We start from the raw sequence: 24,567 nt of genomic DNA on the forward strand, positions 1-24,567 counted from the left end.
GGCGTGTTCGGCGGCGTGATCGCGGCCACCGTGCTGGCGATCCTGTTCGTGCCGGTGTTCTTCGTGCTTTCGCGCGCCGGCTGGCGACGGCTCACGGCCGAAGGGCGGATCGCGCGATGAACAGGCGCCTACTGTTCGCAGTCGTGGCCGTGGCCGGGTCGTCCGGCTTGGCGGGTTGCGTGAACTTGGCGCCGGACTACCGGCGCCCGGCGCCGGTGACGCCGACGATCTGGCCGAGCGTGGGCGACAACCCGGCGCCCGAGCCGGTCGCCGCACCGGATGTATCCGCGCTGGGCTGGCGTGATTTTTTCATCAATGAGCGGCTGCGGCATACGGTTGCCAAGGCGCTGGCCAACAACCGCAACCTGAGGATCGCCGCCCTCAACATCAAAGCCGCGCGAGCCCGCTACCACGACGCCGGATCGGCATTGTTTCCGAACGTGGATGCCTCGACCAGCGCCACCTTTTCCAGGTCCGGGCGCTCGGCCGGCGGCAACGACACGGCGAGCGGCAATATCGTGACCGGCAGCTCGGTATCCAAAAGCCTGTCGGCGGAGCTCGGCTTTGCCAACTACGAGATCGATTTCTTCGGCCGCCTGCGCAACCAGAAGCAAGCGGCTCTGGATGCGTTGCTGTCGTCGGCCGCGGCCCGGCGCTCGACCCAGATCAGCCTGATCGGCCAAGTCGCCAGCGATTGGCTGATACTCGCCGCCGACAAGGAGCGGTTGTCGATCGCCGAAAACACGCTCGCCAATCAGCAGCAGAACCTGAAGCTGGTCAAGGCGCGCCACGACTACGGCGTAGCCTCCGGCTCGGATGTGGCCAACGCGCGCTCGGCGGTGGAAGCGGCGCGGGTGGCCGTGGCGAGCTACACCACGGCGGTCGCCCGGGATCGCAACGCGCTCAACCTGGTCGTCGGCGCCACCGTGCCGGCCGCCGATCTGCCGGGCGCGCATATTCCGGCGCACCCGGTGATCGCCGATCTTCCGGCCGGTATTCCTTCCAAGGTCTTGACCAACCGGCCGGACGTGATTTCGGCCGAGTACACGCTGCGGGGCGATACCGCCTCGATCGGCGCGGCCCGGGCCGCGTTCTTTCCGACCATCAGCCTGACCGCGGCCACCGGCTGGGCCACGGTCGGGTTGTCCGGCCTGTTCGCCGACAGCAACCGCACCTGGAGCTTTACGCCGCAAATCAATCAGCCGATCTTCGACGGCGGCTCGCGGGCCGCGCAGCTCGATCTCGCCCATATCCAACGCCAGATCGATCTGGCCGACTACGAACAGACCATCCAGACCGCGTTCCGCGAAGTCGCGGACGCGCTGGCCACTCGCGCGACCATCGATCGCCAAGTCGCCGCCCAACAGGCGCTGGTGGCCGCCAACGCCCGGGCCTACCGGCTGTCGTTGGCCCGATACAAGGCCGGTATCGACAGCTTTCTTGATACGCTGACGGAACAGCGCGCCCTCTACAGCGCACGCCAGGATGAAGTCGGGCGGCGGCTCGCCCGCCAGACCAACCTGGTCACGCTGTACAAGGTGCTGGGCGGCGGCGGATTCGCTACCAGCGTCGATCAAATGCCGGCACCGAGTACCGATGAGCCGAGCACCGACTAAGCCATTCTTATGTAAAGCAGCTATAAACCACGTGTGGCCGTAGCCACCGGGGCTGACGTTGGGCATAGCCGACATCACGCACGGCGAAAAGCTCGACGAGCAAGCCCGATAAATGCGGCAAGCGCCCATACGCCCTGCAAGATAACGAAACCCCACTGGGATTCGATTAGTGCCAACCAAGTCAAAATCCCCGCGCCGGCTAAATTTGCCGACAGATATAACCAAGAATCTGGTGTGGTACGGCGCAATTGCAGCAGTGTGAAAGGTATTAATATGCCCAGCGCTCCAACGAACTGCAATGCGACTTCCATTAATGCACCACCGCCGGAGCCTTACCTCGAAGACGCTGAATCAATCCCCACGACGAAACCAGCGCCCAAACGCCTTCCAGGAATACAAAGCCCCACTCGTGATTGATAACGGCCGTAACCGTCATCGCTGCTGAACCTATGAGGTTGGGCAAGAGATAATGGTAAGCGTTCGGGTCGACTCGACCGGCCTGCGCGAGCAGGAAGCATACCAGGACCAGCAGCGCGCCTATTACCTGCGCCAACACGACACTGATATTGCCGAAATCCATGCTAAGTAGCCTTCTTATTCGACGTTACCCTCGGTTTTAGTAGCGCTGTATCCAGAGTCCAAAGGGTTCAAGTTGCACGTTTGCGGCGATCTGCGCTGCGTAGTCAGAGGGCAGCCCGCGTAGCGGATGGGCGGTCGGCCGCAACGAATTGTTATACCGTACTACCCGATGGGATGGTTTCCGGCAACAACTTAAAAGCCACGGCCTCCATAAGCGACTTGCGCCTGGTGTTCTGAAACGCCGCGATACGCCACTGGCCATCTTCCTGCCGAACGAACGTGTAGGTTTGGACTTTTGTTAGCTTTTTAGGTTGCTTGCTCTTATATGTATCCCCCCGGCTGGTGACAATGGCCGTATCCAGACCAAAAAAACGGAGACTCGTGATTTCGTCGGCTAGCCGGGTGCCCTTGAGGAATTTTTGGAACAAGGCACGATGACTCTTTACGATGTCCGGACGGCCTGAATAGCACGTACCGATGTAAGTCACATACGTTGCGTCAATTGTGAACTGCGCGCCGTATGCTTCCGCATCATGCTGTCCCCACGCCTCGATCAATGAAGTGAGTACAGAAGTGATCGCGTGGTAGTCGTCTGTTGCCATGAATTTTCTGTCTCTACGGTATAAAGCCGAAGCGCAGTTGCCGCCGGGGATTATAGGGACGGCATACTAAACTCTTTTCCCGACGAGCTCGTGTCGACCAAAGTCAAAACAATTGCAGCCAAATAATATACGGCCCAAAGTACAACGCCGTCCCCGGGCCAACACTGACGTTCAAATTATGGGGACAGGAACTCCTTCCGCGCTCTCGACAAATCAGTATCGACTAAAGCCGAAGCAGTCGCGGCTTAGATAAGTATACTGTCCCCGTAATAATGTTCGTTAAGCTCGGCCAGTCCGAGTACATTATGCTAAGCATAAGCATCGGCCATATCATCGGTCGGCGCCCGCATGTATGTATGCCGGCCGGTTCGCCGCGCGCCATGGTTTTTTATTTGGAAGCGTAACATGACGTTTTTTGTCCTTAATCGAGCCATCGCCGGCACGGCGCTGGCCATGGTCGGCTGGCTCGCCCTCGTCGGGCCGGCATCGGCCGCTTCGGCCAAATCGCCGGCTACTCAGGATCTTCCGCCGGTGCTGCAAGAAGCGGTCAAGGCCGGCCAGCTCAAGGTCAACAAGCAGTTCAAGACCGATGTGCCGGGCATGACCGGTTATATTTTGGAGCAGAACGGCCAGCACCAGATCGTCTACGGCGATCACGGCTATCTGTTCGTGGGTAAGCTGATCTCGCCGGACGGCAAGAATATGTCCGCCGAGTACAGCGACAAGTATGTGCCGAAGCCGAATGTGAGCAAGGTCGTCGACCAGCTCAAGTCGAGCGGCCATCTGGTGCAGCAGGGCCCGGACGATGCACCGGTGCTGTATGTCTTCGCCGACCCGAACTGTATTTATTGCCATCGCTTCTATCAGCGGGTTCAGCCGCTGGTCGAAGCCGGCAAGCTGCAGTTGCAGTGGGCCATGGTCGGCTTCCTGAAGAAATCGAGCATGGGCCGGGCGGCGGCGATCCTGAGTGCCGATGATCCGGCCAAGGCCCTGGTCGAGAATGAGAACGGCTTCGACGAGGATACGGAGAACGGCGGCATCGAGCCGGTCGAAAACGTGCCCGACGAACTCAAGAACGTGATCGATACGTACTATCGGCGGATGGCGGCCGCCGGCGGTAACGGCACGCCGACCGTGCTCTATAAGAACGACGATCAGTGGGCGGCCAAGATCGGCCTGCCGTCCAAGGACTGGCTGAACCAATACGCGCAACAGCACGGCTAGAAGCTGTCGGACGCGACGTTTCACTTCGGCGGCCGGTCGATCCGGCCGCTTGTTCTTGAACCGGGATTTTCGATCTTGCAGGGCTCTTCGATCCGATCGCGGCTGCGCGCGGCCGGCTGGCCGGCGCTGATATGCGCCGCACTCGCCGGCGGCGTTTCCGTTCTCGCCTTCGCGCCGTTCGGGGCGTTTTGGGTCGCGCCACTGGCCGTGGCGGTACTGTTCCGGCTGGTCGACCACGCGCGGGCGCGCCGGGCCGCGCTAGTCGGGCTCGCTTTCGGCATCGGCCAGTTCGCCGCCGGCACCTACTGGATTTTGATCGCCCTGTCGGGCGTGGGCGGCGCGCCGCTCTCGCTGGCGGTGGCGCTTCTGGTCGCACTGATCGTGCTGCTGTCGGCTTTCATCGCCCTGACCCTGGGCCTGGCGGTACGGCTGGCGCCCGGCGCCGGGGCGCTGCGATATTTGCTATGGCTGCCACTCTGCTGGACGCTGGTCGAGTGGCTGCGAAGCTGGGTTTTCTCCGGCTTTCCCTGGCTGTCGCTCGGTTATTCGCAGATCGATTCGCCGCTGGTCGGCCTGGCGCCGATCCTCGGCGTGTTCGGCGTGAGTTGGGCGGTCGCCCTGACGGCCGGCCTGCTCGCCTGGCTCAGCGTACGCCCGCGTCGTGCGCCGTGGGCGATCGGGGCGGCGGTGGTGCTCTGGGGCGGCGCGTTCGGGCTCGGCCACATCGCCTGGACGCAGCCCAGCGGCGAGGCGCGGACAGTCACGCTGGTTCAGGGTAACGTGGCGCAACAGGCCAAGTGGACGCCCGAATGGGTCAATCAGGCGATCTACCGCTACACCGGGCTGACGCGCGGCCACTGGCAATCGGATCTCGTGATCTGGCCGGAAACCGCGATCCCCGACTATTATCGCGCGGTCAAGCCGGCGCTCGACAATCTCGGCGCCAAGCTCGCCTCGCACGGCACGACGCTGATCACCGGCCTGCTGCGCGTCAGCGACGACGGCCAGCGCATCTACAACAGCGTGGTGGCGGTCGGCGCCGGTCAGGGGCTGTATTCAAAGCGTCATCTGGTGCCGTTCGGCGAATACTTCCCGGTACCGGATATCGTGCGCCGCTGGATGGCCGCCTCGGGCATGCCCTATTCCGATATTACGCCCGGCGCGCTTGATCAGGCGCCGATCGACGCCGGCGGCATCGCGCTCGGCATCTCCATCTGCTACGAGGATATCTTCGGGGCGCTGCTGGCGCGCGACGTGCCGCCGGCGAACGTGCTGATCAATGTCTCCGACGATGCCTGGTTCGGGCACTCGATCGGGCCCGATCAGCATTTCGAGATCGCCCGTATGCGTGCGGTCGAAACCGGGCGTTATCTGTTGCGCGCGGACAACAGCGCGGTGACCGGCATCGTCGCGCCCGACGGCCATGTGGTCGATCGCGCACCGGATTTCGAGTCCGCCGTCGTCACCGGCCGGTTCCGGCCGTACAGCGGCCTGACCCCGTTCGCGCGCTGGGGCAACTACGGCGTCGTTATCCTGGCGCTGCTCGTCGCCGGGGCGGGCGGTTTGGTTCGATTCGCCCGGGGCCGGCGCGGCCCTCCGGCTGATCACGGACTGTAGCCACAACCAAATCCTGCTACAAATAATGAGTTGTATTCGCCGATCGCTCGGAGTCTTTAGATATGTCATCGGTTTTTTCACCCGCCGTGGACCGCCGCACCGATCGCGGCATCGCCGCGCCGTTGCCGCGCGATATCCGCAAGACCGCCATCGATCCCGATTACTGGTATCCGCTGGCGCGTTCGCGCGACGTGCCGCGTGCCGGTACCAAGGGCGTGAGCTTCGCCGGCGAGCCGATCGTGCTCGCGCGCACCGAGACCGGACACATTTTCGCGCTCGAGGATCGCTGCGCCCATCGCCAAGTGCCCCTCTCGCTCGGCGAGGTCCGCGGCGAACGCCTGCTCTGCGGCTACCATTGCTGGGCCTACAACACCGCCGGCGCATGCATCAACGTGCCCTATCTGGACCAGGGCAAATCGCTGCCCAACGGCGTGGCCAGCTACCCGTGCGTGGAGGCCTACGGGTTGATCTTCGTCTACCCCGGCGACGTCAATGCCGCCGGCATTGAGCGCTTCCCGCATATTCCGACCTGGGGCGACCCGAACTACAAGACGCGCTATCTCGATCGCCGCATCGACTGCCACTACAGCTTCATGCACGAAAACCTGATGGATATGAACCATCAGTTTCTACATCGCAGCCTGATGGGCAGCATCAACCCGACCGCGCTGGATATTCGCGAGGGCGACGGCTGGGTCGAGGTCGACTACACCTTTCATCGGGCCCGCGGCAAACAGCCATTCGGCGAGAAACTGATGCTCGGAAAACGCGCCAAGACACCCGACGCCAAAGCCGAGGCGCGCGAAGACAAGGACATCATGACGATCCGCACCGGTTATCCGTATCAGACGCTGCAATTCTGGACCGCTGGTTCCACCGAACCAGCGCTCGATCTTTGGAATATCTATGTGCCAACCGACGGGCAGCAGCGCAAGAATCATACCTTCGGCCTGATGATGGTGCGCAAGCCCGGCATACCGGGCGCCATCCATGTGCTATGGCCATTCATCATCGCCTTTACCAACGGTATCTTTGGTCAGGACGAAGACATCGTCGAAGCCGAGCAGCGCGCCTTCGACGCCCAGGGCGAGGATCAAAACAACGAGATTTTCCCGATCATCCAGAAGCTGCGCTATCTACTGGTTGCCCAGGGCCGGGCCATGCCAGGAGTCGGGCGAGGCGTCGGATAGCTGGGCGCCGCCGCGTCAGCGTTCGACGGCGATCGCGATACCCTGTCCGCCGCCGACGCATAGCGTGGCAATGCCGCGCGCCGCGCCGCGGGCCGTCATGGCATGAAGCAGCGTGACCAGCACCCGGGCGCCGGAAGCGCCGATAGGATGGCCGAGCGCGATCGCGCCGCCGTTGACGTTCACCCGCGCCGGGTCCCAGCCGAGTTCGCCGCCGACAGCCAGCGCCTGGGCGGCGAAGGCCTCGTTGGCCTCGATCAGATCGACGTCGGCCAGCGACCAGCCGGCCCGGCCCAAACAGGCGCGCACCGCATGCACCGGCCCGATTCCCATATAGGCCGGGTCCACGCCGGCGCTGGCCAGCCCCGCGACCCGGGCCAGAATCGGCCGCCCTTCGGCGGCGGCGATATCGGCCCGCATGAGCACGAGCGCGGCCGCGCCGTCGTTGAGCGCCGAGGCGTTGCCGGCGGTCACCGTGCCCTCGCGGTCGAAAACGGGCGTGAGCCCGGCCAACGATTCGGCCGTGGTATCGGCCCGCGGCTGTTCATCGCGGACCACGTTCACCGGGTCGCCGCGCCGCTGCGGCACCTCGACCGCGACGAGTTCCTGGTCGAAGGCGCCGGCACCGATGGCTACCGTCGCCCGCCGATGCGATTCGGCGGCGAAGGCGTCCTGAGCGCTGCGCTCGATGGCATAGCGCCGGGCCAGGTTCTCCGCCGTCACGCCCATATGATAATTGTTGAAGGCATCCCACAGGCCGTCGGAAATCATGCTGTCGACGAGTTGGGCGTGGCCCATGCGCAATCCGGTTCGGGCCCTGGGCAATACATAGGCCGACTGGCTCATGCTTTCCATGCCGCCGGCCACGATCGTGGTCGCGTCGCCCGCGCGAATGGCTTGCACCGCCGCGTGCACGCTCGCCAGTCCGGAGCCACAAACCTTGTCGATGGCCGTCGCCGGCACGGTCTCGGGCAGGCCGGCCGTCATCGCCGCCTGGCGCGCGGTGTTCTGGCCGCAGCCGGCGCGCAGAACATGGCCCATGAACACCTCGTCGACGCGGCCCGGGTCGAGATCGGCACAGGCCGCGCGGATGGCGGCCGCGCCCAGCTCGACCGCCGACAACGACGACAGCGCGCCCTGCAATCGGCCGATCGGCGTGCGCCGGGCGGCCACGATTGCCACCTCTGCCACCTCAGGCATGGGCGGCCTCGCATCGATCGAGCAACGGACAGCCGGTGGCGGCCTGGATTTCGTCGAAGCCGACACCCGGCGCCAGTTCGACCACGGCGATGCCGTGCTCGGTGATATCCATCACCCCGAGATCGGTAATGATGCGATCGACCACGCCCACGCCGGTCAGCGGTAGCGTGCATTCGGGCAGGATCTTGGGCTCGCCCTTGGCGGTATGCGCCATGAGCACCACCACGCGCTTCACGCCCGCCACCAGATCCATCGCGCCGCCCATGCCCTTGACCATCTTGCCCGGGATCATCCAGTTGGCCAGATCGCCGGCGGCCGAAACCTGCATGGCGCCGAGAATCGCCAGATCGATATGCCCGCCGCGAATCATGGCGAACGATTCGGCGTTGTCGAAAAAGCTGCTGCCGGGCAGTGCGGTCACGGTCTGCTTACCGGCGTTGATCAAATCGGCATCGATCGTGTCTTCGGTGGGAAACGGGCCGATGCCGAGCAGGCCGTTCTCGGACTGCAGCCAGACATCCAGCCCGTCGGGAATATAATTGGCCACCAGCGTTGGCTGACCGATGCCGAGGTTGACGTAGAAGCCGTCCTCGAGTTCGCCGGCCGCGCGCGCGGCCATGTCGTCTCGCGTCCAGGGCATATCAGGCCACCTCTCTCATCGTGCGCTTTTCGATACGTTTTTCCGGCGCCGCGTTGACCACGAGGCGATCGACGTAGATGCCGGGCAGATGGATATCGTCCGGGCCGATCGCGCCGGGCCCGACCAGGCGCTCGACCTCGGCCACGCAGACACGCCCGGCGGCCGCGGCCAGCGGATTGAAGTTGCGCGCGGTCTTGGCGAAACGTAGGTTGCCGGCGGTATCGGCCACCTCGGCCTTGACTAGGGCCACGTCGACCGCCAACCCGCGTTCCATGACGTAATGGTGGCCATCGAACTCGCGGGTTTCCTTGCCCTCGGCGATCTTGGTGCCGTAGGCGGTGCGGGTGTAGAACGCGGCGATGCCCGCGCCGCCGGCCCGCAGCCGCTCGGCCAGCGTGCCCTGGGGGGCGAATTCAAGTGCCAGTTCACCGGACAGATACTGGCGCTCGAATTCCTTGTTCTCGCCGACGTAGGACGAGATCATCTTTTTGATCTGGTGCGATTCCAGCAACAGGCCGAGGCCGAAACCGTCCACGCCGGCGTTGTTGCTGGCGACCGTCAGATCGCGCTTGCCGGTATCGCGCAGAGCCGCGATCAGGGCCTCGGGGATGCCGCAGAGGCCGAAGCCGCCGACCGCGAGCGTCATGCCGTCGGCGACCAGGCCGTCGAGCGCGGCCGCCGCCGAGGCGTAGTGCTTGTTCATGTCTCCTCCGATGTGTTGGGCGCGGGCGCGTCTTAAAAATTGACCTTGTCGCCGCCCTTGAGCCCGAGCATTTCGCGGGCTTCGTCGGGCGTGGCCACGCGTAGGCCGAGCGCTTCGATGATGGTGCGGATGCGCTTGACCTGATCGGCGTTCGAGGCGGCCAGTTGGCCCGGCCCGTCCCACAGCGAATCCTCCAGGCCGACGCGTACGTTCGAGCCCATCGCCACCGACATCGCGCCCAGATTCATTTGGTTGCGGCCGGCGCCGAGCACCGACCAGCGATAGTCGTCGCCAAACAGACGATCGGCGGTGCGCTTCATATGCATGAAGTCCTCGGGATGGCCGGCGATACCGCCGCGCAGGCCGAACACCGACTGGATGAACAGCGGCGTCTTGAGCAGGCCGCGCTCGAGGAAATGCGCGGCCGTATAGAGATGATTGATGTCGTAGCACTCCAGCTCGAAGCGGGTATCGTTGGCGCCGCAGGCATCCAGGATATGATCGATGTCGCGGAAGGTGTTTTTGAAGATCCGGTCGTCGCTCTCGGCGAGATACGGATACTCCCAATCGTGCTCGAACGTCTTGAAACGCCCCAGCATTTCGTAGAGCCCGAAGTTCATCGAGCCCATGTTCAGCGAGGCCAGTTCGGGCGCGAAATGATGCGCCGGGCCCATGCGCTCCTCGACCGGCATGGTCGGCGCCCCGCCGGTGGTGAGATTGATCACCACGTCGCTGCCCGCCTTGATCCGCGGCAGGAAACGATCGAACAGCGCGGTGTCCTGGCTCGGCTTGCCGGTATCCGGATCGCGGGCGTGCAGATGCACGATCGCCGCTCCCGCCTCGGCCGCGCCCAGCGCGGCATCGCGAATCTGGTCCGGGGTGACCGGCAGATGCGGCGACATGGACGGCGTATGGATCGCGCCGGTCACGGCACAGGTGATGATGACGGGTTTCGTCTTGGCCATGTCTTTTTCCCTCAACCAGTGGGATCGATGTTCTGCATATCGCGCTTGTGGACGGCGAGCGCCATCAGCCGGCGGTCGCGCCATTCTTGTCGGGCGGCGAGTTCGCTCTCGGCCAGCAGTTCGCGCCGCGCGCGTTCCAGTTCGGCCATCGCAGCCGCGCCCCAGTCCGGCGCTTCGGCCTGGGTTTCGGCCATGCCGGCATACAGCGGCCCGTAGCGCGTGGCGTAATCGGCGATCCCGCCCGGCGCGTTCAGGTCGATGGTTTCCAGCGGCCCCATGAAAGACCAGCGCTGGCCGAGGCCGTGCTTCACGGTGTCGTCGAGATCCGCCGCGCTGACATAGCCGCCGCCGACCAGCCGCATCGCTTCGTTGAGCAGCGCGCCCTGCAGGCGATTGAGCACGAAACCGGAAATCTCCCGACGAACCGTGATCGGCACCTGGCCGGCATCGGCCATGAGCGCACGGACCCGTTCAACCACGGCCGCGCTCGTGGCCGGCGCCGGCACGAGTTCGACCAGCGGAATCAGATACGGCGGGTTGACCGGATGGGCGACCAGGCACCGCTCGGGGTGTTCGAGCTTTGCGGCGAAATCCGAGGCCAGTATCCCGGAAGTCGAGCTGCCCAGGATCGTGTCCGGCGTAACGGCGCGCTCGAGCTCGGCGAACAGCGCCTGCTTGGCCGTCAGCGTTTCCGGGCCGCATTCCTGCACGTAGTCGACGCCGGCCAGTGCCGCCGCCAGATCGGGTTCACGCCGGATGCACGTCGTGAACGCCGTATCGGCCACCAGCCCGGCCGCGGCCAGATCGGCCGCGGCGGCCTCGATCGATTCACCCGCCTTGGCCAGGGCGTCGGGCGAGATATCGTACAGTGCGACCTCGAAGCCGGCCCGGGCGAACACGATCGCCCAGGCCCGCCCGATGAGCCCGGCGCCGATGACGGCAACATGATGACTCATGGCAAGCTCCTCAGAGCGTTTCGACGTTGCCGCAGACGCTCAGCGCCTGGCCGGAGATATTGCGACCGGCCGGGCTGCACAGGAACACGACCATATGCGCCACGTCCTCGGGATCGACCATGCGCCGCAGCGAAATCTTTTCGAGGTACTGGCGCTCCATCTCCTGATAAGACAAGCCGAGCGCCTCGGCGCGCGCCGCGATCACGCCTTCCATACGCGGCCCGCGCACGATGCCCGGCAAAATCGCGTTGACGCGCACGCCGCTCGGCCCGAGTTCCTTGGCCAGGCTCTGGGTGAGGCCGACCACCGCCCATTTGGTCGCCGAATACGGCGTGCGCTGGGCATAGCCGAGCCGGCCGGCCACCGACGATATGTTGATCAGGACGCCTTCCGATTCGCGCAGCAGCGCCGCCGTGTGGTGGGCGCAATAGAACTGGCCGTTGAGATTCACATCGATCGTGTTGCGCCAGCTATCGGGCTTGATCTCGTCGACCGCGGCCGTGTCGCCGGCGATGCCGGCGTTGTTGAGCACCACGTCCACGCCGCCCCACTCGCGATTCACCTCTTTGACGAACGCGGCGACTTCTTTTTCGTAGCGCACATCGGCGACCGCCGCCCGCGCCTCGGGATGAGTATCGCTGAATTCGGCGATCGCCGCCTCGGACACATCGCAAATCCAGACCCGGGCATCGCGGGCGATCAGCGCATCGGCGATCGCGCGGCCGATGCCGCTGGCCCCGGCGGTGATCAGCACGCGCAAGCCGGCGCGCGGTTTGAATACATCTTCGTTCATCATTCGCTCCTCACGAATACGCTTCCTTGTTCGAAACAACTAAAGAATCACGAGGCGCGCTCGCGCAGGGCCAGCACCGCGGCGAGCACGACACAGCCATAGACGATGCTCTTGACCGAATTGGACAGCATGGTCCCGGCCAGCAGGGTGTCGAGCGCGGTCAGCGCCAGCGCGCCGCCGAGAATCCCCAAATAATGTCCACGGCCGCCGGTGATCAGCGTGCCGCCGACCACCACCACCGCAATCGAGGTCAACAGGTACGGATCGCCCATGCCGTTGAAGGCCTGGCCGTTGAAGCCGGTCAGCAAAATGCCGGTCAGCGCCGCACAGAAGCCGCTGACCGTATAGGCGGCCACCAACGTGCTGCCGACCGAGACGCCCGACAGCCGGGCCACGTTCTCGCTATTCCCCACCGCATAGATCCGGCGACCGAAGGTGGTGCGCGTGAGCAGCAGGGTCGCCGCGATCACGAAGGCGATCAGAAACCAGACCACCGGCGTCACGCCGAGAAATTCGCCGTTCATGAAGCTCTGCAGGAACGGCGCGGTCCAGCCTTGGGGCGAACCGCCGGTCAGAATCAGCGCGAAGCCCTGCAGCAAACCGTTCATGGCCAGCGTGACTACGATCGGCGAGATGCCGAGGATGGCCACGCCGATACCGTTCAACAGGCCGGCCACGCTGCCGAAGATCAACACCAGGGGAATCGCCCACAGCGCGATTTCGTTGGAGCCGTGCACGACCTGGGTCAGCAGAATGCCGCTGGCGGCAATGTTCCACGGCAGCGACAAATCGAGCCCGCCGGTGAGGATCACCAGCCCCTGGCCGAGACCGAGGATCGCCAGGAAGCACGTCAGCACCAGCAGCGAATCGATATAGCCGAACACGCCGGCGCGCTCGGCGAACAGCACCCATGTGATGGCCAGCAGCCCCGCGAACAGCAGGTACGCCGGCATCACGAGCCGCAGGTGGTCGCCGTGGCGCGTCCAGAGACCGGACAACGAGCCGGACAACGAGAATGGCCGGCGCCCGGGCGCCGCGTTCTGTTCGTGCGACCGCGGCAGCGCGAAATTGGCGCGGCTTTTGCGCGCCGGCCGCCGGCCGCGCCAGCGACGGCCGATCTTGAGCGCGCTGTAGCGCAGATAGCCCATCGCCTGGGACTCGCTGGATAATGTAGTCGCGAGCACCGCCAACAGCAGGATCGCCGACTCGACGACCGTGGTGTAGTACGGCGAGACGTTGAGCACCAGCAGCACGTTGGCCGTCATCTGGATGACGTAGGCGCCGAGCACACTGCCCAAGGCCCCGCCACGACCGCCGCCGAGCAGCGTGCCGCCGAGCACCACGGCGGTGAACAACTGCAGCAGCATCGGATCGCCGATATGCGGATCGCCCGAACCGGTCTGGGCACTTATGAACACGCCGGCCGCCGCATACAGCATGCCGGCGATCACGAAGGTCCAGAACCGCGCCCAGCGCTCGTTGATGCCGGTCGACCGCGCCGCCGAGGCATCGCTTCCGATCGCATAGATCGCAAGCCCCAGCCGTGAATGCTTGATCAACCACCAGATCGCGAGCATGACGAGCACGACCACCACCGGCGCGGGCAATACGCCCGGGATCGCGTCGCCGCGCAGCAGGCCGACGAAACCGCTGGGAATCGTGCCGCCCGGCTGACTCATCACCAGCAACGTCACGCCCTGCACGATAAACATGGTCGCCAGCGTCACCACGATCGCGGGCAGGCGCAGGAAGCCGACGAACAGGCCGTTGACCGCGCCCACCAGGCCACCGACGCCGAGCGCGAGCAGCGGAAACAACACCTGCCCCATCGGCGTGTCGGGCATGTAGGCGGCGAGAAAGACATTGGTCAACGACACCACCGCGGCCGCCGACAGGTCGAAGCCGCCGGACAGGATGACCACCGTTTCGCCGATCGCGGCAATCGCCAGCGGGGCGCCGCCGGCCGATAGAAAACTCAGATCGAAATAGGTCAACCCGCCGCGCACCAGCGTTTCCAGCAAAAGACTGACCGCGACGAAAGCGCCGATTGCGATCAGCAGACCGCGATGGCGCCCCAGATTCATGCTCAGCGTGGTTGCAGACATCGTGTACCCCCGGTCAGACGAGCGCCGCCGTGCGCTGGAAAGCCATGGCCCGCGAATCGCGGCCGCCGTCGGCCGGCGCCGGCGCCTCGACGCCCTCCTGACCCAGCTCCGCCTCGAGCAGCGCCTGCTCGGTGATCGCATCGCCGACCAGCTCGCGCACCACACGGCCGCGGTAGAGCACGATCACGCGATGGGCCACGTTGACCAGTTCGGCGGTATCGGTGGAATGAAACAGCACCCCGCCGCCGTCCTCGGCGAAGCGGTGCATGAGTTGGAAGATCTCGAGCTTGGTGCCGACATCGATACCGCGGGTCGGATCGAACATCAGCATCAACCGGGACTGTGTGAGCAGCCACTTGGCGAGTACGATCTTTTGCTGATTGCCGCCGCTGAACGCGCTACAGCGGGTGTACAGCGCGCGCGGGTCGACGTTGACCTGGCCCAGCACCGAACGCACGGCCTGGGCCTCGCGGCGTTTGCCGAGCCAGCCGAAACGCGCGAAGCGATCCAGCAACGGCAGCGAGACGTTCTCGACCCCGTTCATGGGCAGCAGCAGGCCCTCGGTCTTGCGATCCTCGGGTAAATAGCTGATGCCGATACCGGAGCGGATGGCGTCGCGCGGCGAGACGAACTCCACCTCGCGGCCGTCGACCGCGAGCGTGCCGCGCGAGGCCGTTTCCAAGCCGAACAGACTGCGGTACAGCGCCGCCTGACCCATTCCCTGCAGCGCCGCGACGCCAACCACCTCGCCGCGGCGGATATCGAGATCCACACCGGTGAGCCGGTCGCCGACGGTCAGCCCGCGCGTGGACAGCAGCGCCGGCGCATCGGCCGCCGGGGCCGCGGTCTTGGGCGGGAACGATTGTTCCATGGCCCGGCCGAGCATCAATTCGACGATGTCGCCGTCGCTGTAGTCGGCCACCGCGCCCGTGCCCACGCACTTGCCGTCGCGATAAACCGACAGCGCCTGACAGAAGCTGCGCACTTCCTGCATGCGGTGGGTGATGAAGATCATGGTCACGCCGGCGTCGCGCAGTTTGTCCACCAGCCCTTCCAACCAATCGACGTTGCGCCCGGACAGCGCCGAAGTCGGCTCGTCGAGCAGCAGAATGCGCGGCTTGCGGATGACGGCCTTGGCGATCTCGAGCTTCTGCCGGGTCGGCAGGTCGAGCTCGCGCACCTCGGCCCGAGGATCGATGTCGCCCAGATCCAGCCGTTCCAGTTCCGCGAGCGCCTGTTGGCGAGTGGCACGCGAACGCAACAGTCCCAGACGGTTCGCCGGCGTGTACGGCAGCAGCAGATTCTGGGTGACCGTGAGATCGGGCACCAGCGTGAGCTCCTGGAACGCGGTCTGGATGCCGTGACGGTGGGCGTCGCGCGGCGAGCGCAGGCGCACCTTGTCGCCGAACACACGGATTTCGCCGCTGTCGGGCGCGACCAGACCGCTGAGCACCTTCACGGTGGTCGACTTGCCGGCGCCATTTTCGCCCAGCAGGGCATGCACCTGGCCGGCCGGCACGGTCAGCGATGCTTCGTCGAGCGCCACGGTCGGCCCGTAGCGTTTCACGATCGCGTTCAGTTCGATCGCCGTGGATCGGGTCATGGAGCAACCTCCGGAAAACGGGAATCCTCGAGAGCCGCCCGACGGCCGAAACGGCCGCCGGGACAGGCGATCGCTACGGATGGGGCTCGGGCTTGGCGTTGAGCGCGGCCTGGAACCCGACCTCGGGCGTCCGCTCGCTGTAGATGTCGGAAAACCAGCCCGGCGGCACGCGGCTCGGATCGAACACGTTGCAGCCGGCGGCGAGTTCCTTGTAGGAGCCGGTCTGGCACAGCTTGATCTGGTCGGAGGTCACCAGCGGCAGCGGCAGCTTGATGTGGTGCGGCAATTCCTTCTTCTGGCCGTCTAGCTTGGCCAGCGCCAACTTAAGCGCCAAGGCGCCGGAATAGATCGGCGAGCCGTAGGAAATGCTCTTCAGGCCAGCCGGCCGATAGGTGTCGCTCACGCCCTTCACCGCGCCGGGGTCGAGCATCTGCACGCGGTGGCCGTTGGACGACTCGCCCGCACAGGGGCGCAGCTTGTCGTCGGCGATGCCGGCCTGGATCTGCATCGAGGTGGCGGTATAGCAGCCGACCTGCATCCAAAGGCCGTCGATGTTCTTCCAGCCGTGGGTGGCCACCACCTGGGACAGCACCTTGCGCGCCACCGCCTGCGACCACATGCCGTTGGGCTTGGCGATGACATGCAGGTCCGGGTATTTCTTGAACACTTTCATCGCGGCTTCGGTACGCGCCTTGTCCACCGAAGTGCCCGGCACGCCGGTGACCATCACGATGTTGCCCTTGTGGTTCAGCGTATCGGCCAGCCACTGGGCGGTCTTGGCGCCGGCCTCGTGCTGGTCGATGGTGACGTTGTGGGCACACGGCTCCGTGATCACGGAGTCGTAGGCCATGACCACCACGCCGCGGTGGCAGGCATTGCGAACGACCGCATTCAGTGCGTTCGGCGAGATCGGATAGACGACGATGGCGTCCGCGCCGGCCTGCACCATGCCATTGATCTGCTGGATCTGTTTCTGGGCGTTGGTGCCGGCCACCTGGATATGGAGATCCACCTTGTCCGAGTAATACTTGGCCATGGCGGTGACCATGTTCTTGGCCTCGCTTTGCCAGTCGTTGCCGATATAGCTCATGCTCAGGTAGATCTTGTATTTCTGGTCGGCCGCCTGGGCGCTGCCGGGCAGCGCCGACAACGACAGCGCCAGCGCGCCAAGCGCGAGCAAGGTCGAGAACACGCCGTACTTCGAGATATTCATGGTCTTCTCCTCCGTGGTTTTATCGTTTCTTTGACGAGGGTAATCGCTTACCCCTACAACTAAATTTTTATTCGGGATCAACGCTCATGCCGACGAGCGGATCGTGAGCGTGTGCGCCAGCACGGTACGTGCCGGTACTTCGTTCGAGCCTTCGAGCAGCCGGCGCATGACGTCGCTGACTTGCCGGCCCAGTTCTTCCAGCGGCACGTGCACCGTACTCAGCCACGGCGCCAGCCATTCGTTGAGCGGGTTGTCGTCGAAGCCGAAGATCGCGATGTCGTCGGGCACCCGGAACTTAAGTTCCTGACACCGACGATGCAGACCGTAAGCGATCGGGTCGTTGCCGCAGAACACCGCCCGCGGCGCCTGACCGCGCTCGAACAGCCGTTGCGACTGGCGATAGCCGGATTCGATCGTCAGGTCGCACTCGACGATGCGGTCGCCCGCCAGCGCGGCGCCGGCGGCCGCCATCGCATCGCGAAAACCCTCGAAGCGCTCCCGGCTGGCCGAGGACATGCACGGGCCGTGCAATGCGGCGCAGTCAACATAGCCCTTGTCGAGGAAATAGCGCGCCACATCACGCCCGGCGCCGTAGTTGTCGATGCCGACGAACGGGCTGTCGCTGTCCACCGGGCACTTGCGGTTGACGAACACCACCGGCGGCCCGTCGTCGAGCAGGCGCTCCAGCCCCGGGGTACGCACCGCGCCGAGCAGCACGATGCCCGAGACCAGATGCGAGCGCATTTCCTCGATATAGGCATCCTGCGAGGCCGGATCTTCGCGCGTATTGCACAGGGTCATGGCGTTGCCGGTGGCGCTGATGCCGCGCTGCACGGCGTCGGCGATGCTGGCGTAGAAGGCATTGCGGTTGTCCGGCGTGAGCAGCGCCACGACCGCCGAGCGCATCATGCTCAGCGACCGGCCGGCCTGCACCGGCCGATAGCGCAGCTTTTCGACCGCGTCGTGCACCCGCTGGGCGGTTATATCCGTCGCCTTGTTGGGCACGCCGTTGAGAATGCGCGACACGGTCGCCGTCGACACCCCAGCGGCGCGCGCGACATCGCCGATCGTCGGCGAGGCGCTCGATCGTGTGCGCATGGCGTTACGGCGGCGCGTGCTGGATGTGTCCGACATGCTCGATAGCTCCCGATGCGCGCCAATCAGCCGGCAAAGCGGTGTTCGGGCAATCCCTGAACGCCGAGCCCGTGCACGGCGAACACGCCGCCATTACGTGGATCGGTGGTTTTCTTCCCGCGCACCGGCTGGTGGCCCATGCTGGTGACAAACAGGGTGTCCAGATTCTCGCCGCCGAACATGACGCTGGTGATGTTCTGAATCGGAAAATCGATCGAGCGATCGAGCGTGCCGTCCGGCGCATAGCGATTGATCTTCGAACCGTAGACCTGGGCGCTCCAGACGAAGCCCTCGGCATCCACAGTCGCCCCGTCAGGCACGCCTTGCGACTCGTCCTCGACCGGCACGAACACCCGCTTGTTGGAAACTTGGCCGGCGTTTATATCGTAGTCGTAGGCATAGATCGCCTTCCAGGTATCGGCGAAATAGAAGGTCTTGTCGTCCGGGCTCCAGCACGGACCGTTCGAGACCACGATGCCGTCGTCCAGCTTGTGGCAGGACAGATCCGGGTCCAGCCGATACAGCCCGGCACTGCCGCTCTGCTCGTCGTAATCCATGCAGCCGGCGATCAGCCGGCCGCGCCGGTCGACCTTGCCGTCGTTGAAACGGGTGCCGGGATTGCCGACTTCCGGATCAACGATGAACTCGCATTCCCCGCTGTCGAAATCGATGAAATGAAAACCGTTCTGCAAGGCCACGACGCCGCCGCCCTTCTCGCGCAGCGCCAACGAGCCGATGTTGGCCGGCACCGGCCACGTTTCGATGCCGCTGCCGTCGGGGCGACAGCGGTTGACGGTGTTGCCGAGGCTGTCGATCCAGTACAGACGCGCTTCCTTGGTATCCCAGAGCGGGCCTTCGCCGAGCACATTCTGTGCGTCGACCAGGAATTCGAATTCCATATCTCCTCCTTTACCGCGATATTGTTCTTGAGGTAACCGCTTACCCTGAACAATCATTGATTTTTTTGCGCCTGTCGATCATCCATAGGTCTAAGTCGGAGCTGGCGCCGGGCATGGTCTCGCCGGCCGTGATTGCCTATGCTTTGCCGCTGTCGTCTCGATCATGGGAACCACGCCGTGAACGCGCACCTTGGGCAACTCGAACCGACGCCGCTCTGGCGGCATTTCCGTACTTTTTGCGACACGCCGCGGCCGTCGTGGCACGAACACGCCATCCTGTCGAAGATCAAGGCCTGGGCCGACGAACGCGGTTTCGCCCACGAACGCGATCAGGCCGGCAACCTGCGCATCGTGAAGCCGGCCACATCCGGCCACGAGAACGCACCAGGCGTGGTGTTGCAGGCTCATGTGGACATGGTGGCCGAGGCCGATACCGGCGTGGATCACGATTTCGAAAAAGACCCGATCGAGACCTTCGTCGAGGAAGGCTGGCTCAAGGCGCGCGGCACCACGCTGGGCGCGGACAACGGCATCGGCGCGGCCGCGGGCCTGGCGGCCCTCGAGGACGACACGCTGGAACACGGCCCGCTCGAGCTGCTACTGACCGTGGCCGAGGAAGTGTCGTTGGTGGGCGCGGCCAACCTCGCGCCGCGCTGGCTGGACGGCCGCATGCTGCTCAATCTCGACACCGAGGAAGAAGGCGAAGTCTGTATCGGCTGCGCGGGCGGCGCCAACGTCACCACCGCCACCGAACTCGCCGAGCACCCGCTGGAAGGTGGGCTCACGGTGTTCCGGATCGGCGTGCACGGATTGACCGGCGGCCACTCGGGCATGGATATCCATACCGGCCGGGCCAGCGCCAACCGGCTGCTCGCCCGCGTCCTGCACCCACTGCTGCCGCTCGGCCTTAGACTGGTCGATTACGACGGCGGGCGTATGGACAACGCCATCACCCGCGCGGCCTGGGCCACCGTCGCCCTGCCGGACACGGCCTTCGACGAGGCCACGGCCGAACTGGCGGAACTGGAGGCGGTGTTCAAGAAGGAACTGGCCGGCGCGGACGGGCAAGTGGCCGTCGGGCAGGCGCGCGGCGACGCCGACAAGGCTTTGTCGGCCGTCGATACCGAGCGCTTGGTACGCCTGCTCTATGCCTTGCCCTACGGGGTCGAGCGCATGAGTTCAGCCGCCCCGGGCGTGGTCGAGACATCCAACAACATCGGCGTAGTGCAGGTCGCCGACGGCGTATTCACAGTACAGATCATGGTGCGCTCGCTGATCGATTCCGCGCGCGACTCGCTGGTGGAACGGATCGCAACGCTATTCGAACTGGCCGGCCTCCCGGCCACTCGCGAGCGCGGCTACCCGGGCTGGACGCCGAACCCGAAATCGGATCTGCTGACGCGCTTTGTCGATGTGCACGAACGCGTAACCGGCGGCAAACCGGAAGTGAAAGTGCTCCACGCCGGCCTGGAGTGCGGCCTGATCGGCGCGAAATACCCGGCGATGGACATGATCTCCTTCGGCCCGACGATTCGCGGCGCGCACTCGCCGGCCGAGCGGGTCGATATCGCCGCCGTGAACTCGTTCTATACGCTTTTGCGCGAAACCCTCGCCGATCTGGCTCAGCCGCGCGCCGATTAGTGCCAGCCTGGCAAAAACAAGGATACAAAAGGAAGACATAAACAATCCGCAAATGAACGCGAAAAAACGCAAATGGAAACTAATTTTCTTTATTTTGCGTATTTTTGGCGTTTATTTGCGGACTTTCTCTTTTTCTTATCGGCTATCGCGGAGCCAGACTTGTTTGGAGTTTCATGGCTGCTGCACCCGGACGATCGTGATGAGCGTGGTTTGGCCGGCTTGGGTGGCGGCCAGGTCGAGCCGCTCATTGCCTCGGTTGAGGATCATGGCGCCGCCGGTATCGCCCTTGACCAGGGCGCCAGGGCCAACCGGGACATAGCCTTGTTCCTTGAAATAAGCGCGGTAGAAGTCGAGGTTCTGGCTCGCCGACCAGGTGCTGCGCAGGACCAGCGTCCGGCTTTGCTTGCCATGATCCGTGGCCTGCAGATCATTGACGACCGTGGTGCCGTGCAGCATCGGGATATCGATCTCGGGAGGGCGCCGGCCGTCCTCGATGGCCTTGAATAGCGGGCTCATGGCGATGAAGCCCCGGGTTTGGCCCATCGACGCCTTCCGGATCTGGATGGTAGTCAACCAGGCACCGTCGCGATGCGAGAGTACGGTCCAGCGCCCCGCCCGGCTGCGATGCATTTTGTTGGCCCACTGGCCGGCAAAATAGTCCGCCAGCGCGTCGGCGCTCCGGGACGCGCGAAACGCGAGAATCCTGGTGGGGATGCCGTGCACGCGCAGGGCGCCCGCCACGACCTGGGCGTGCAAGGTTTCGGGTAGCGTCAGATGCGGCGCCGAGTCGGCCTGCGCCGGCGCAATCCACAGCAGGCACAAACCGATCCACGCCGAACCGGCGAGCCCACGGCGGCACCGCCGACGAAATCGGGCGCGCTCGGAATGACGACCTCGGCTACTCATAGGCCACAGCCGGGAAGGCCGGAGTCGCCGCGGTTGCCCACCTCCGGGCCCCTTCGACCATGGGGCACGGGCCCCAGTTCGACGCGGCCGAAGTCGAGACAACCCGGTTCCAGCTCTTTGGCGATGGGCAGCACGCTCAGCTTCGACCGGGCCGTCTCGATCACGGGACTGTTCAATAGCGTAATCGGCATTAGACCGCGAATCTTGTCTTGCGCGTCCTCGGTGCCGCGGGCCGCCCAGGTTTCGGTCAGCAATGCGTCATGCGCCGAAAGTTGCAGGCTGCTCAGATCGACGCCGGGCAGGTCGAAGATGTCGGTCAGATCGGTCAACGGTACCGACACATCGACCGCGTACAGCCCCTGCTGATTGAGATCGAGCCCGGCGGAATGCCCACCCAACGCGCCGGCCACGCCATTGATGAGCCCCGAAAGCCCCGTAACAATGGGCGAAAGTATCGCGCTGGGCGCCGACTGCGTAGTGTGAACCGCAGCGTACGTGTCGGTGCCTGAATGCTTTTGAATGAGCGCCTCGTTGTCGCCGTTGACGCGGCGCGAGAATGGGTCCAGTTCGGCTGTGACCTCCGCCTCGGATACGATCGGCTGATCGTCGCGAGCGAAGATGCGGGTATCGATTTCCCGGGCGATGCGCGCATCGGACTTGGTTGGGCCGTCGCCGCCGGGCTGATTCCAGGCGGTGCGCTCCCAGGCCGCATAACGCGCGCCGATTTCCACGGCCTGATTTTGCGAGATCAATTGGGCAACGATTGGGATCAGCAAAAATAACGGCAACAGCACGAAAACGCCGACCACAATGAACTCGGTGAGCGCCTGACCGCCCTGGCGGCCATCGTGTGCGGGTTGATTTGCACCTTCTGCCATAGCGACGCTCGGTCCGTTGGATGGGCAAGGGAGCGTACTGCCGGTCGAATTTCACGACCGTTACGCCGATTCCTGTTAAGCCATGTTCGTTGTATTGGCGGCTTATATGCTGTGGCCACATTTCATGATAACTATATTTACGCTCGCCGCGAAAGCCTGTGATACCGAGCCTCAGTATAGTGTTCGGGCGGGCATTTTCGGTTCAGAAACTTACGGCGTAAAAATTCACTTGCAGCCGTCCAAACGGCAGCGACCAACTACAGCGCGGCCGCTATATTTTCGAATACCCGAGGCAGGTTTTTCTATCGCCCTCATCGTGGCGCTAACCGGCCCACCCGTAACGAACGAGGTGGAAAAAAATCGGCGCGGAAAAGCATACAGAGTCCAGCCGGTCGAGCATGCCGCCGTGCCCGGCGATGCTTGCGCCCCAGTCCTTTATGCCGCGGTCACGCTTGATCGCCGACATCACCAGCCCGCCGAGAAAGCCCATCACCGTAATGACAAATGAAATGCCGGCGGCAAAAACGATGGAAAACGGCGTCATCCACCACAGCAGCGTACCGATCAGCGTCGCGCTCAGGATGCCGCCCACGAGCCCCTCGACCGTCTTCGACGGCGAAACGCCCGGCGCCAGCTTGTGCCGCCCGAACAGTCGCCCCCAGATGTATTGCAGCACGTCGCTGGATTGCACAACGATAATAAGAAAAAACAGCAACAGCGCGTTACGGCCGGCATAGCCAGGAATATCCAGCGTAAGCAGCGCCGGCACATGTGAGATACAGAACACACACAGCATCACCCCCCACTGCACGATCGCCGTGCGCTCGAGAAAACCGCGCGTATCGCTGGCGACCACGGCCAATACAGGCAGCAGCAGGAAAGCGTAGACCGGAATGAAGATCGAATACAGCCCGTACCACTCGATGCCGATCAACAAATACTGCACCGGCGTAACCAGGAAAAAACTCAGCAGCAGCACCATGTAGTCGCCGCGGCGCGTCGGCGCAATCGTGGCGAACTCGCGCAGCGCAAAGAACGATACGATGGCAAACAGCGCAATCACGCCGTTTCTGCCGAACGCATACGCTAGCCCGATCACGATGACCATGACCCACCACGCATTCACGCGCGCGTTGAGGTTATCGATCACCGCGTGCGCCTGACCCCGGGCGATGCCCAGCTTCAGGCCGTAGCCGATAGCGCTGGCGAGAACGAGAATGCCGGCCACGCCGGCGAAGATCAGCAATGCTTGTTGCTGTACGCTCGTCATGACGGCTCCTCTGCTTCACGGGAATGCGGCGCGGTGTCGACCAGCGCCTGACGGGCGCGATCCAGAAACACGGTTTTCTCTTCGTCCGTTCCGCAATGCAGCGGTGTGCCGTAATGCACCGAGCACAGCAAGGGCAGCGGGATGAGCCGCCCTTTCGGCATCACCCGCTGGGCGTTTTCGATCCAAACCGGTACCAGTTCGACGCCCGGCCGCTGGCGCGCCAAATGATAAATGCCGCTTTTGAACGGCAGCAGATTGTCATCGTCGAGATTGCGCGTACCCTCCGGAAACACGATGATCGAATAGCCCTGGTCCAGTGTTGTAATCAGTGTTTCGACCGGATCTTCGGTTCTCGCATCGCGCTCGCGCTCGATCAGCACGCCGTGAAACACATCGTGGATGATGAACCGCTTGATGCGCCCCTTGTTCCAGTAATCGGCGCCGGCAACCGGGCGCGTGCCGGCGGCAAGCTCCGACGGCAGGGTTGTCCATACCAGGACGAAGTCGGCATGGCTGGCATGATTGGCGAAATAGATCCGCTGCGTCATATCCGGCGCGCAGCCCGACCAGTAGCCGCGCGCGCCGGTCAGCAGGCGGGCGAAACCTTTAATCAACGCCGCCGCGATTCGGCTCGGTAAACGCATCGGCTTCTCCCTTTATTCAAGTCATTTTCTGCTCTGCGGATGCTTAACGCCGGCGGTCGATGGCATCGCAAGATCGCCCAAGATGGGTTGCGGCCGGAGCTGCGGAAGCGATCGACCACGGTGTCTTGCTGGGCTACGCTCTACTCCATGTAACAAACCTTGGAAGCAGAAATATCGAGATTATTCGCCGAC

At 64.3% G+C, this 24,567-nt stretch carries 23 protein-coding genes; 5 read left to right on the plus strand and 18 right to left on the minus strand.

The annotated features are described in order from the left end of the window. Positions 1–116: 116 nt before the first annotated feature. On the plus strand, positions 117–1,616 hold the full coding sequence (locus VFJ08_RS12835; RefSeq protein ID WP_324997615.1) for an efflux transporter outer membrane subunit: 1,500 nt from the start codon (positions 117–119) through the stop codon (positions 1,614–1,616). A 74-nt stretch (positions 1,617–1,690) separates the two neighbouring features. Here the strand turns inward: VFJ08_RS12835 and VFJ08_RS12840 are convergent, their stop codons facing one another. From VFJ08_RS12840 to VFJ08_RS12850, 3 genes are all read right to left on the minus strand, one after another. After that, entirely contained in the window at positions 1,691–1,927 is a 237-nt protein-coding gene (locus VFJ08_RS12840; protein WP_324997616.1) for a CBU_0592 family membrane protein, read from the minus strand. Continuing rightward, positions 1,927–2,196 (minus strand): CBU_0592 family membrane protein, encoded by a 270-nt coding sequence (locus tag VFJ08_RS12845; protein ID WP_324997617.1) that lies wholly within the window; start codon positions 2,194–2,196, stop codon positions 1,927–1,929. The genes VFJ08_RS12840 and VFJ08_RS12845 overlap by 1 nt, the downstream gene beginning before the upstream one ends. Positions 2,197–2,347: 151 nt before the next feature. Further along, on the minus strand, positions 2,348–2,797 hold the full coding sequence (locus VFJ08_RS12850) for an SgcJ/EcaC family oxidoreductase (RefSeq protein ID WP_324997618.1): 450 nt from the start codon (positions 2,795–2,797) through the stop codon (positions 2,348–2,350). 405 nt (positions 2,798–3,202) lie between these two features. Here VFJ08_RS12850 and dsbG point away from each other — a divergent pair, with 405 nt between their 5' ends. From dsbG to VFJ08_RS12865, 3 genes are all read left to right on the plus strand, one after another. Continuing rightward, the gene (dsbG, locus tag VFJ08_RS12855; RefSeq protein WP_324997619.1) at positions 3,203–4,021 is read left to right on the plus strand and encodes a thiol:disulfide interchange protein DsbG; all 819 of its coding nucleotides are present in this window, start codon (positions 3,203–3,205) and stop codon (positions 4,019–4,021) included. A 75-nt stretch (positions 4,022–4,096) separates the two neighbouring features. Beyond that, positions 4,097–5,638: an apolipoprotein N-acyltransferase gene (gene lnt / locus VFJ08_RS12860; RefSeq protein ID WP_324997620.1), complete on the plus strand. Its 1,542-nt coding sequence runs from the start codon at positions 4,097–4,099 to the stop codon at positions 5,636–5,638. An 86-nt stretch (positions 5,639–5,724) separates the two neighbouring features. Next, positions 5,725–6,828: an aromatic ring-hydroxylating dioxygenase subunit alpha gene (locus VFJ08_RS12865; RefSeq protein ID WP_324997621.1), complete on the plus strand. Its 1,104-nt coding sequence runs from the start codon at positions 5,725–5,727 to the stop codon at positions 6,826–6,828. A gap of 15 nt (positions 6,829–6,843) precedes the next feature. Here the strand turns inward: VFJ08_RS12865 and VFJ08_RS12870 are convergent, their stop codons facing one another. The 11 genes from VFJ08_RS12870 to VFJ08_RS12920 form a co-directional block, all read right to left on the minus strand. After that, positions 6,844–8,016 carry an acetyl-CoA C-acetyltransferase gene (locus VFJ08_RS12870; protein ID WP_349257010.1) on the minus strand — a complete coding sequence of 391 codons (1,173 nt, stop codon included), beginning with the start codon at positions 8,014–8,016 and terminating at the stop codon, positions 6,844–6,846. 1 nt (position 8,017) lies between these two features. Next, entirely contained in the window at positions 8,018–8,665 is a 648-nt protein-coding gene (locus VFJ08_RS12875) for a CoA transferase subunit B (RefSeq protein ID WP_324997623.1), read from the minus strand. Between the two features lies 1 nt (position 8,666). Beyond that, positions 8,667–9,368, minus strand: coding sequence for a CoA transferase subunit A (locus tag VFJ08_RS12880; RefSeq protein ID WP_324997624.1), 702 nt, complete (start codon positions 9,366–9,368; stop codon positions 8,667–8,669). 32 nt (positions 9,369–9,400) lie between these two features. After that, the gene (locus VFJ08_RS12885) at positions 9,401–10,333 is read right to left on the minus strand and encodes a 3-keto-5-aminohexanoate cleavage protein (RefSeq protein ID WP_324997625.1); all 933 of its coding nucleotides are present in this window, start codon (positions 10,331–10,333) and stop codon (positions 9,401–9,403) included. An 11-nt stretch (positions 10,334–10,344) separates the two neighbouring features. Then, a complete protein-coding gene (locus tag VFJ08_RS12890) occupies positions 10,345–11,289 on the minus strand; it encodes a 3-hydroxyacyl-CoA dehydrogenase (protein ID WP_324997626.1) in 945 nt (314 codons plus the stop codon). A 10-nt stretch (positions 11,290–11,299) separates the two neighbouring features. Continuing rightward, positions 11,300–12,085 carry an SDR family oxidoreductase gene (locus VFJ08_RS12895; protein WP_349257009.1) on the minus strand — a complete coding sequence of 262 codons (786 nt, stop codon included), beginning with the start codon at positions 12,083–12,085 and terminating at the stop codon, positions 11,300–11,302. A gap of 44 nt (positions 12,086–12,129) precedes the next feature. Next, a complete protein-coding gene (locus VFJ08_RS12900) occupies positions 12,130–14,187 on the minus strand; it encodes an ABC transporter permease (RefSeq protein WP_324997628.1) in 2,058 nt (685 codons plus the stop codon). A 13-nt stretch (positions 14,188–14,200) separates the two neighbouring features. Next, positions 14,201–15,790, minus strand: coding sequence for a sugar ABC transporter ATP-binding protein (locus VFJ08_RS12905; protein ID WP_324997629.1), 1,590 nt, complete (start codon positions 15,788–15,790; stop codon positions 14,201–14,203). Between the two features lie 73 nt (positions 15,791–15,863). Continuing rightward, the gene (locus VFJ08_RS12910; RefSeq protein WP_324997630.1) at positions 15,864–17,003 is read right to left on the minus strand and encodes a sugar ABC transporter substrate-binding protein; all 1,140 of its coding nucleotides are present in this window, start codon (positions 17,001–17,003) and stop codon (positions 15,864–15,866) included. Positions 17,004–17,087: 84 nt separating this feature from the next. Then, the gene (locus tag VFJ08_RS12915) at positions 17,088–18,137 is read right to left on the minus strand and encodes a LacI family DNA-binding transcriptional regulator (RefSeq protein WP_324997631.1); all 1,050 of its coding nucleotides are present in this window, start codon (positions 18,135–18,137) and stop codon (positions 17,088–17,090) included. A 26-nt stretch (positions 18,138–18,163) separates the two neighbouring features. Beyond that, positions 18,164–19,036 carry an SMP-30/gluconolactonase/LRE family protein gene (locus tag VFJ08_RS12920; RefSeq protein ID WP_324997632.1) on the minus strand — a complete coding sequence of 291 codons (873 nt, stop codon included), beginning with the start codon at positions 19,034–19,036 and terminating at the stop codon, positions 18,164–18,166. A gap of 177 nt (positions 19,037–19,213) precedes the next feature. On the opposite strand from VFJ08_RS12920, the gene VFJ08_RS12925 reads away from it, so the two are divergent. After that, a complete protein-coding gene (locus VFJ08_RS12925; protein WP_324997633.1) occupies positions 19,214–20,677 on the plus strand; it encodes an aminoacyl-histidine dipeptidase in 1,464 nt (487 codons plus the stop codon). A 171-nt stretch (positions 20,678–20,848) separates the two neighbouring features. Here the strand turns inward: VFJ08_RS12925 and VFJ08_RS12930 are convergent, their stop codons facing one another. The 4 genes from VFJ08_RS12930 to VFJ08_RS12945 all read right to left on the minus strand — a co-directional run bounded on the left by VFJ08_RS12930 (position 20,849) and on the right by VFJ08_RS12945 (position 24,375). After that, positions 20,849–21,583, minus strand: a complete 735-nt coding sequence (locus tag VFJ08_RS12930) for a hypothetical protein (protein WP_324997634.1) — start codon at positions 21,581–21,583, stop codon at positions 20,849–20,851. Next, complete coding sequence (locus VFJ08_RS12935; protein WP_324997635.1) at positions 21,580–22,461, minus strand: hypothetical protein; 882 nt, start codon at positions 22,459–22,461, stop codon at positions 21,580–21,582. The genes VFJ08_RS12930 and VFJ08_RS12935 overlap by 4 nt, the downstream gene beginning before the upstream one ends. Before the next feature lie 322 nt (positions 22,462–22,783). Beyond that, the gene (locus VFJ08_RS12940; protein WP_324997636.1) at positions 22,784–23,731 is read right to left on the minus strand and encodes a phosphatidate cytidylyltransferase; all 948 of its coding nucleotides are present in this window, start codon (positions 23,729–23,731) and stop codon (positions 22,784–22,786) included. Beyond that, a complete protein-coding gene (locus VFJ08_RS12945; RefSeq protein WP_324997637.1) occupies positions 23,728–24,375 on the minus strand; it encodes a lysophospholipid acyltransferase family protein in 648 nt (215 codons plus the stop codon). Before VFJ08_RS12945 ends, VFJ08_RS12940 begins: the two co-directional genes overlap by 4 nt. Between the last annotated feature and the right edge of the window lie 192 nt (positions 24,376–24,567).

The sequence above is a fragment of the Salinisphaera sp. genome (assembly GCF_035690525.1).
Classification (GTDB): domain Bacteria; phylum Pseudomonadota; class Gammaproteobacteria; order Nevskiales; family Salinisphaeraceae; genus Salinisphaera.

Coding starts and splice junctions, on each gene's coding strand:
- VFJ08_RS12835 (WP_324997615.1), top strand. CDS start 117: ATGAACAGGCGCCTACTGTTCGCAGTCGTGGCCGTGGCCGGGTCGTCC.
- VFJ08_RS12840 (WP_324997616.1), bottom strand. CDS start 1,927: ATGGAAGTCGCATTGCAGTTCGTTGGAGCGCTGGGCATATTAATACCT.
- VFJ08_RS12845 (WP_324997617.1), bottom strand. CDS start 2,196: ATGGATTTCGGCAATATCAGTGTCGTGTTGGCGCAGGTAATAGGCGCG.
- VFJ08_RS12850 (WP_324997618.1), bottom strand. CDS start 2,797: ATGGCAACAGACGACTACCACGCGATCACTTCTGTACTCACTTCATTG.
- dsbG (WP_324997619.1), top strand. CDS start 3,203: ATGACGTTTTTTGTCCTTAATCGAGCCATCGCCGGCACGGCGCTGGCC.
- VFJ08_RS12875 (WP_324997623.1), bottom strand. CDS start 8,665: ATGCCCTGGACGCGAGACGACATGGCCGCGCGCGCGGCCGGCGAACTC.
- VFJ08_RS12880 (WP_324997624.1), bottom strand. CDS start 9,368: ATGAACAAGCACTACGCCTCGGCGGCGGCCGCGCTCGACGGCCTGGTC.
- VFJ08_RS12885 (WP_324997625.1), bottom strand. CDS start 10,333: ATGGCCAAGACGAAACCCGTCATCATCACCTGTGCCGTGACCGGCGCG.
- VFJ08_RS12890 (WP_324997626.1), bottom strand. CDS start 11,289: ATGAGTCATCATGTTGCCGTCATCGGCGCCGGGCTCATCGGGCGGGCC.
- VFJ08_RS12895 (WP_349257009.1), bottom strand. CDS start 12,085: ATGATGAACGAAGATGTATTCAAACCGCGCGCCGGCTTGCGCGTGCTG.
- VFJ08_RS12900 (WP_324997628.1), bottom strand. CDS start 14,187: ATGTCTGCAACCACGCTGAGCATGAATCTGGGGCGCCATCGCGGTCTG.
- VFJ08_RS12905 (WP_324997629.1), bottom strand. CDS start 15,790: ATGACCCGATCCACGGCGATCGAACTGAACGCGATCGTGAAACGCTAC.
- VFJ08_RS12910 (WP_324997630.1), bottom strand. CDS start 17,003: ATGAATATCTCGAAGTACGGCGTGTTCTCGACCTTGCTCGCGCTTGGC.
- VFJ08_RS12915 (WP_324997631.1), bottom strand. CDS start 18,137: ATGTCGGACACATCCAGCACGCGCCGCCGTAACGCCATGCGCACACGA.
- VFJ08_RS12920 (WP_324997632.1), bottom strand. CDS start 19,036: ATGGAATTCGAATTCCTGGTCGACGCACAGAATGTGCTCGGCGAAGGC.
- VFJ08_RS12930 (WP_324997634.1), bottom strand. CDS start 21,583: ATGAGTAGCCGAGGTCGTCATTCCGAGCGCGCCCGATTTCGTCGGCGG.
- VFJ08_RS12935 (WP_324997635.1), bottom strand. CDS start 22,461: ATGGCAGAAGGTGCAAATCAACCCGCACACGATGGCCGCCAGGGCGGT.
- VFJ08_RS12940 (WP_324997636.1), bottom strand. CDS start 23,731: ATGACGAGCGTACAGCAACAAGCATTGCTGATCTTCGCCGGCGTGGCC.
- VFJ08_RS12945 (WP_324997637.1), bottom strand. CDS start 24,375: ATGCGTTTACCGAGCCGAATCGCGGCGGCGTTGATTAAAGGTTTCGCC.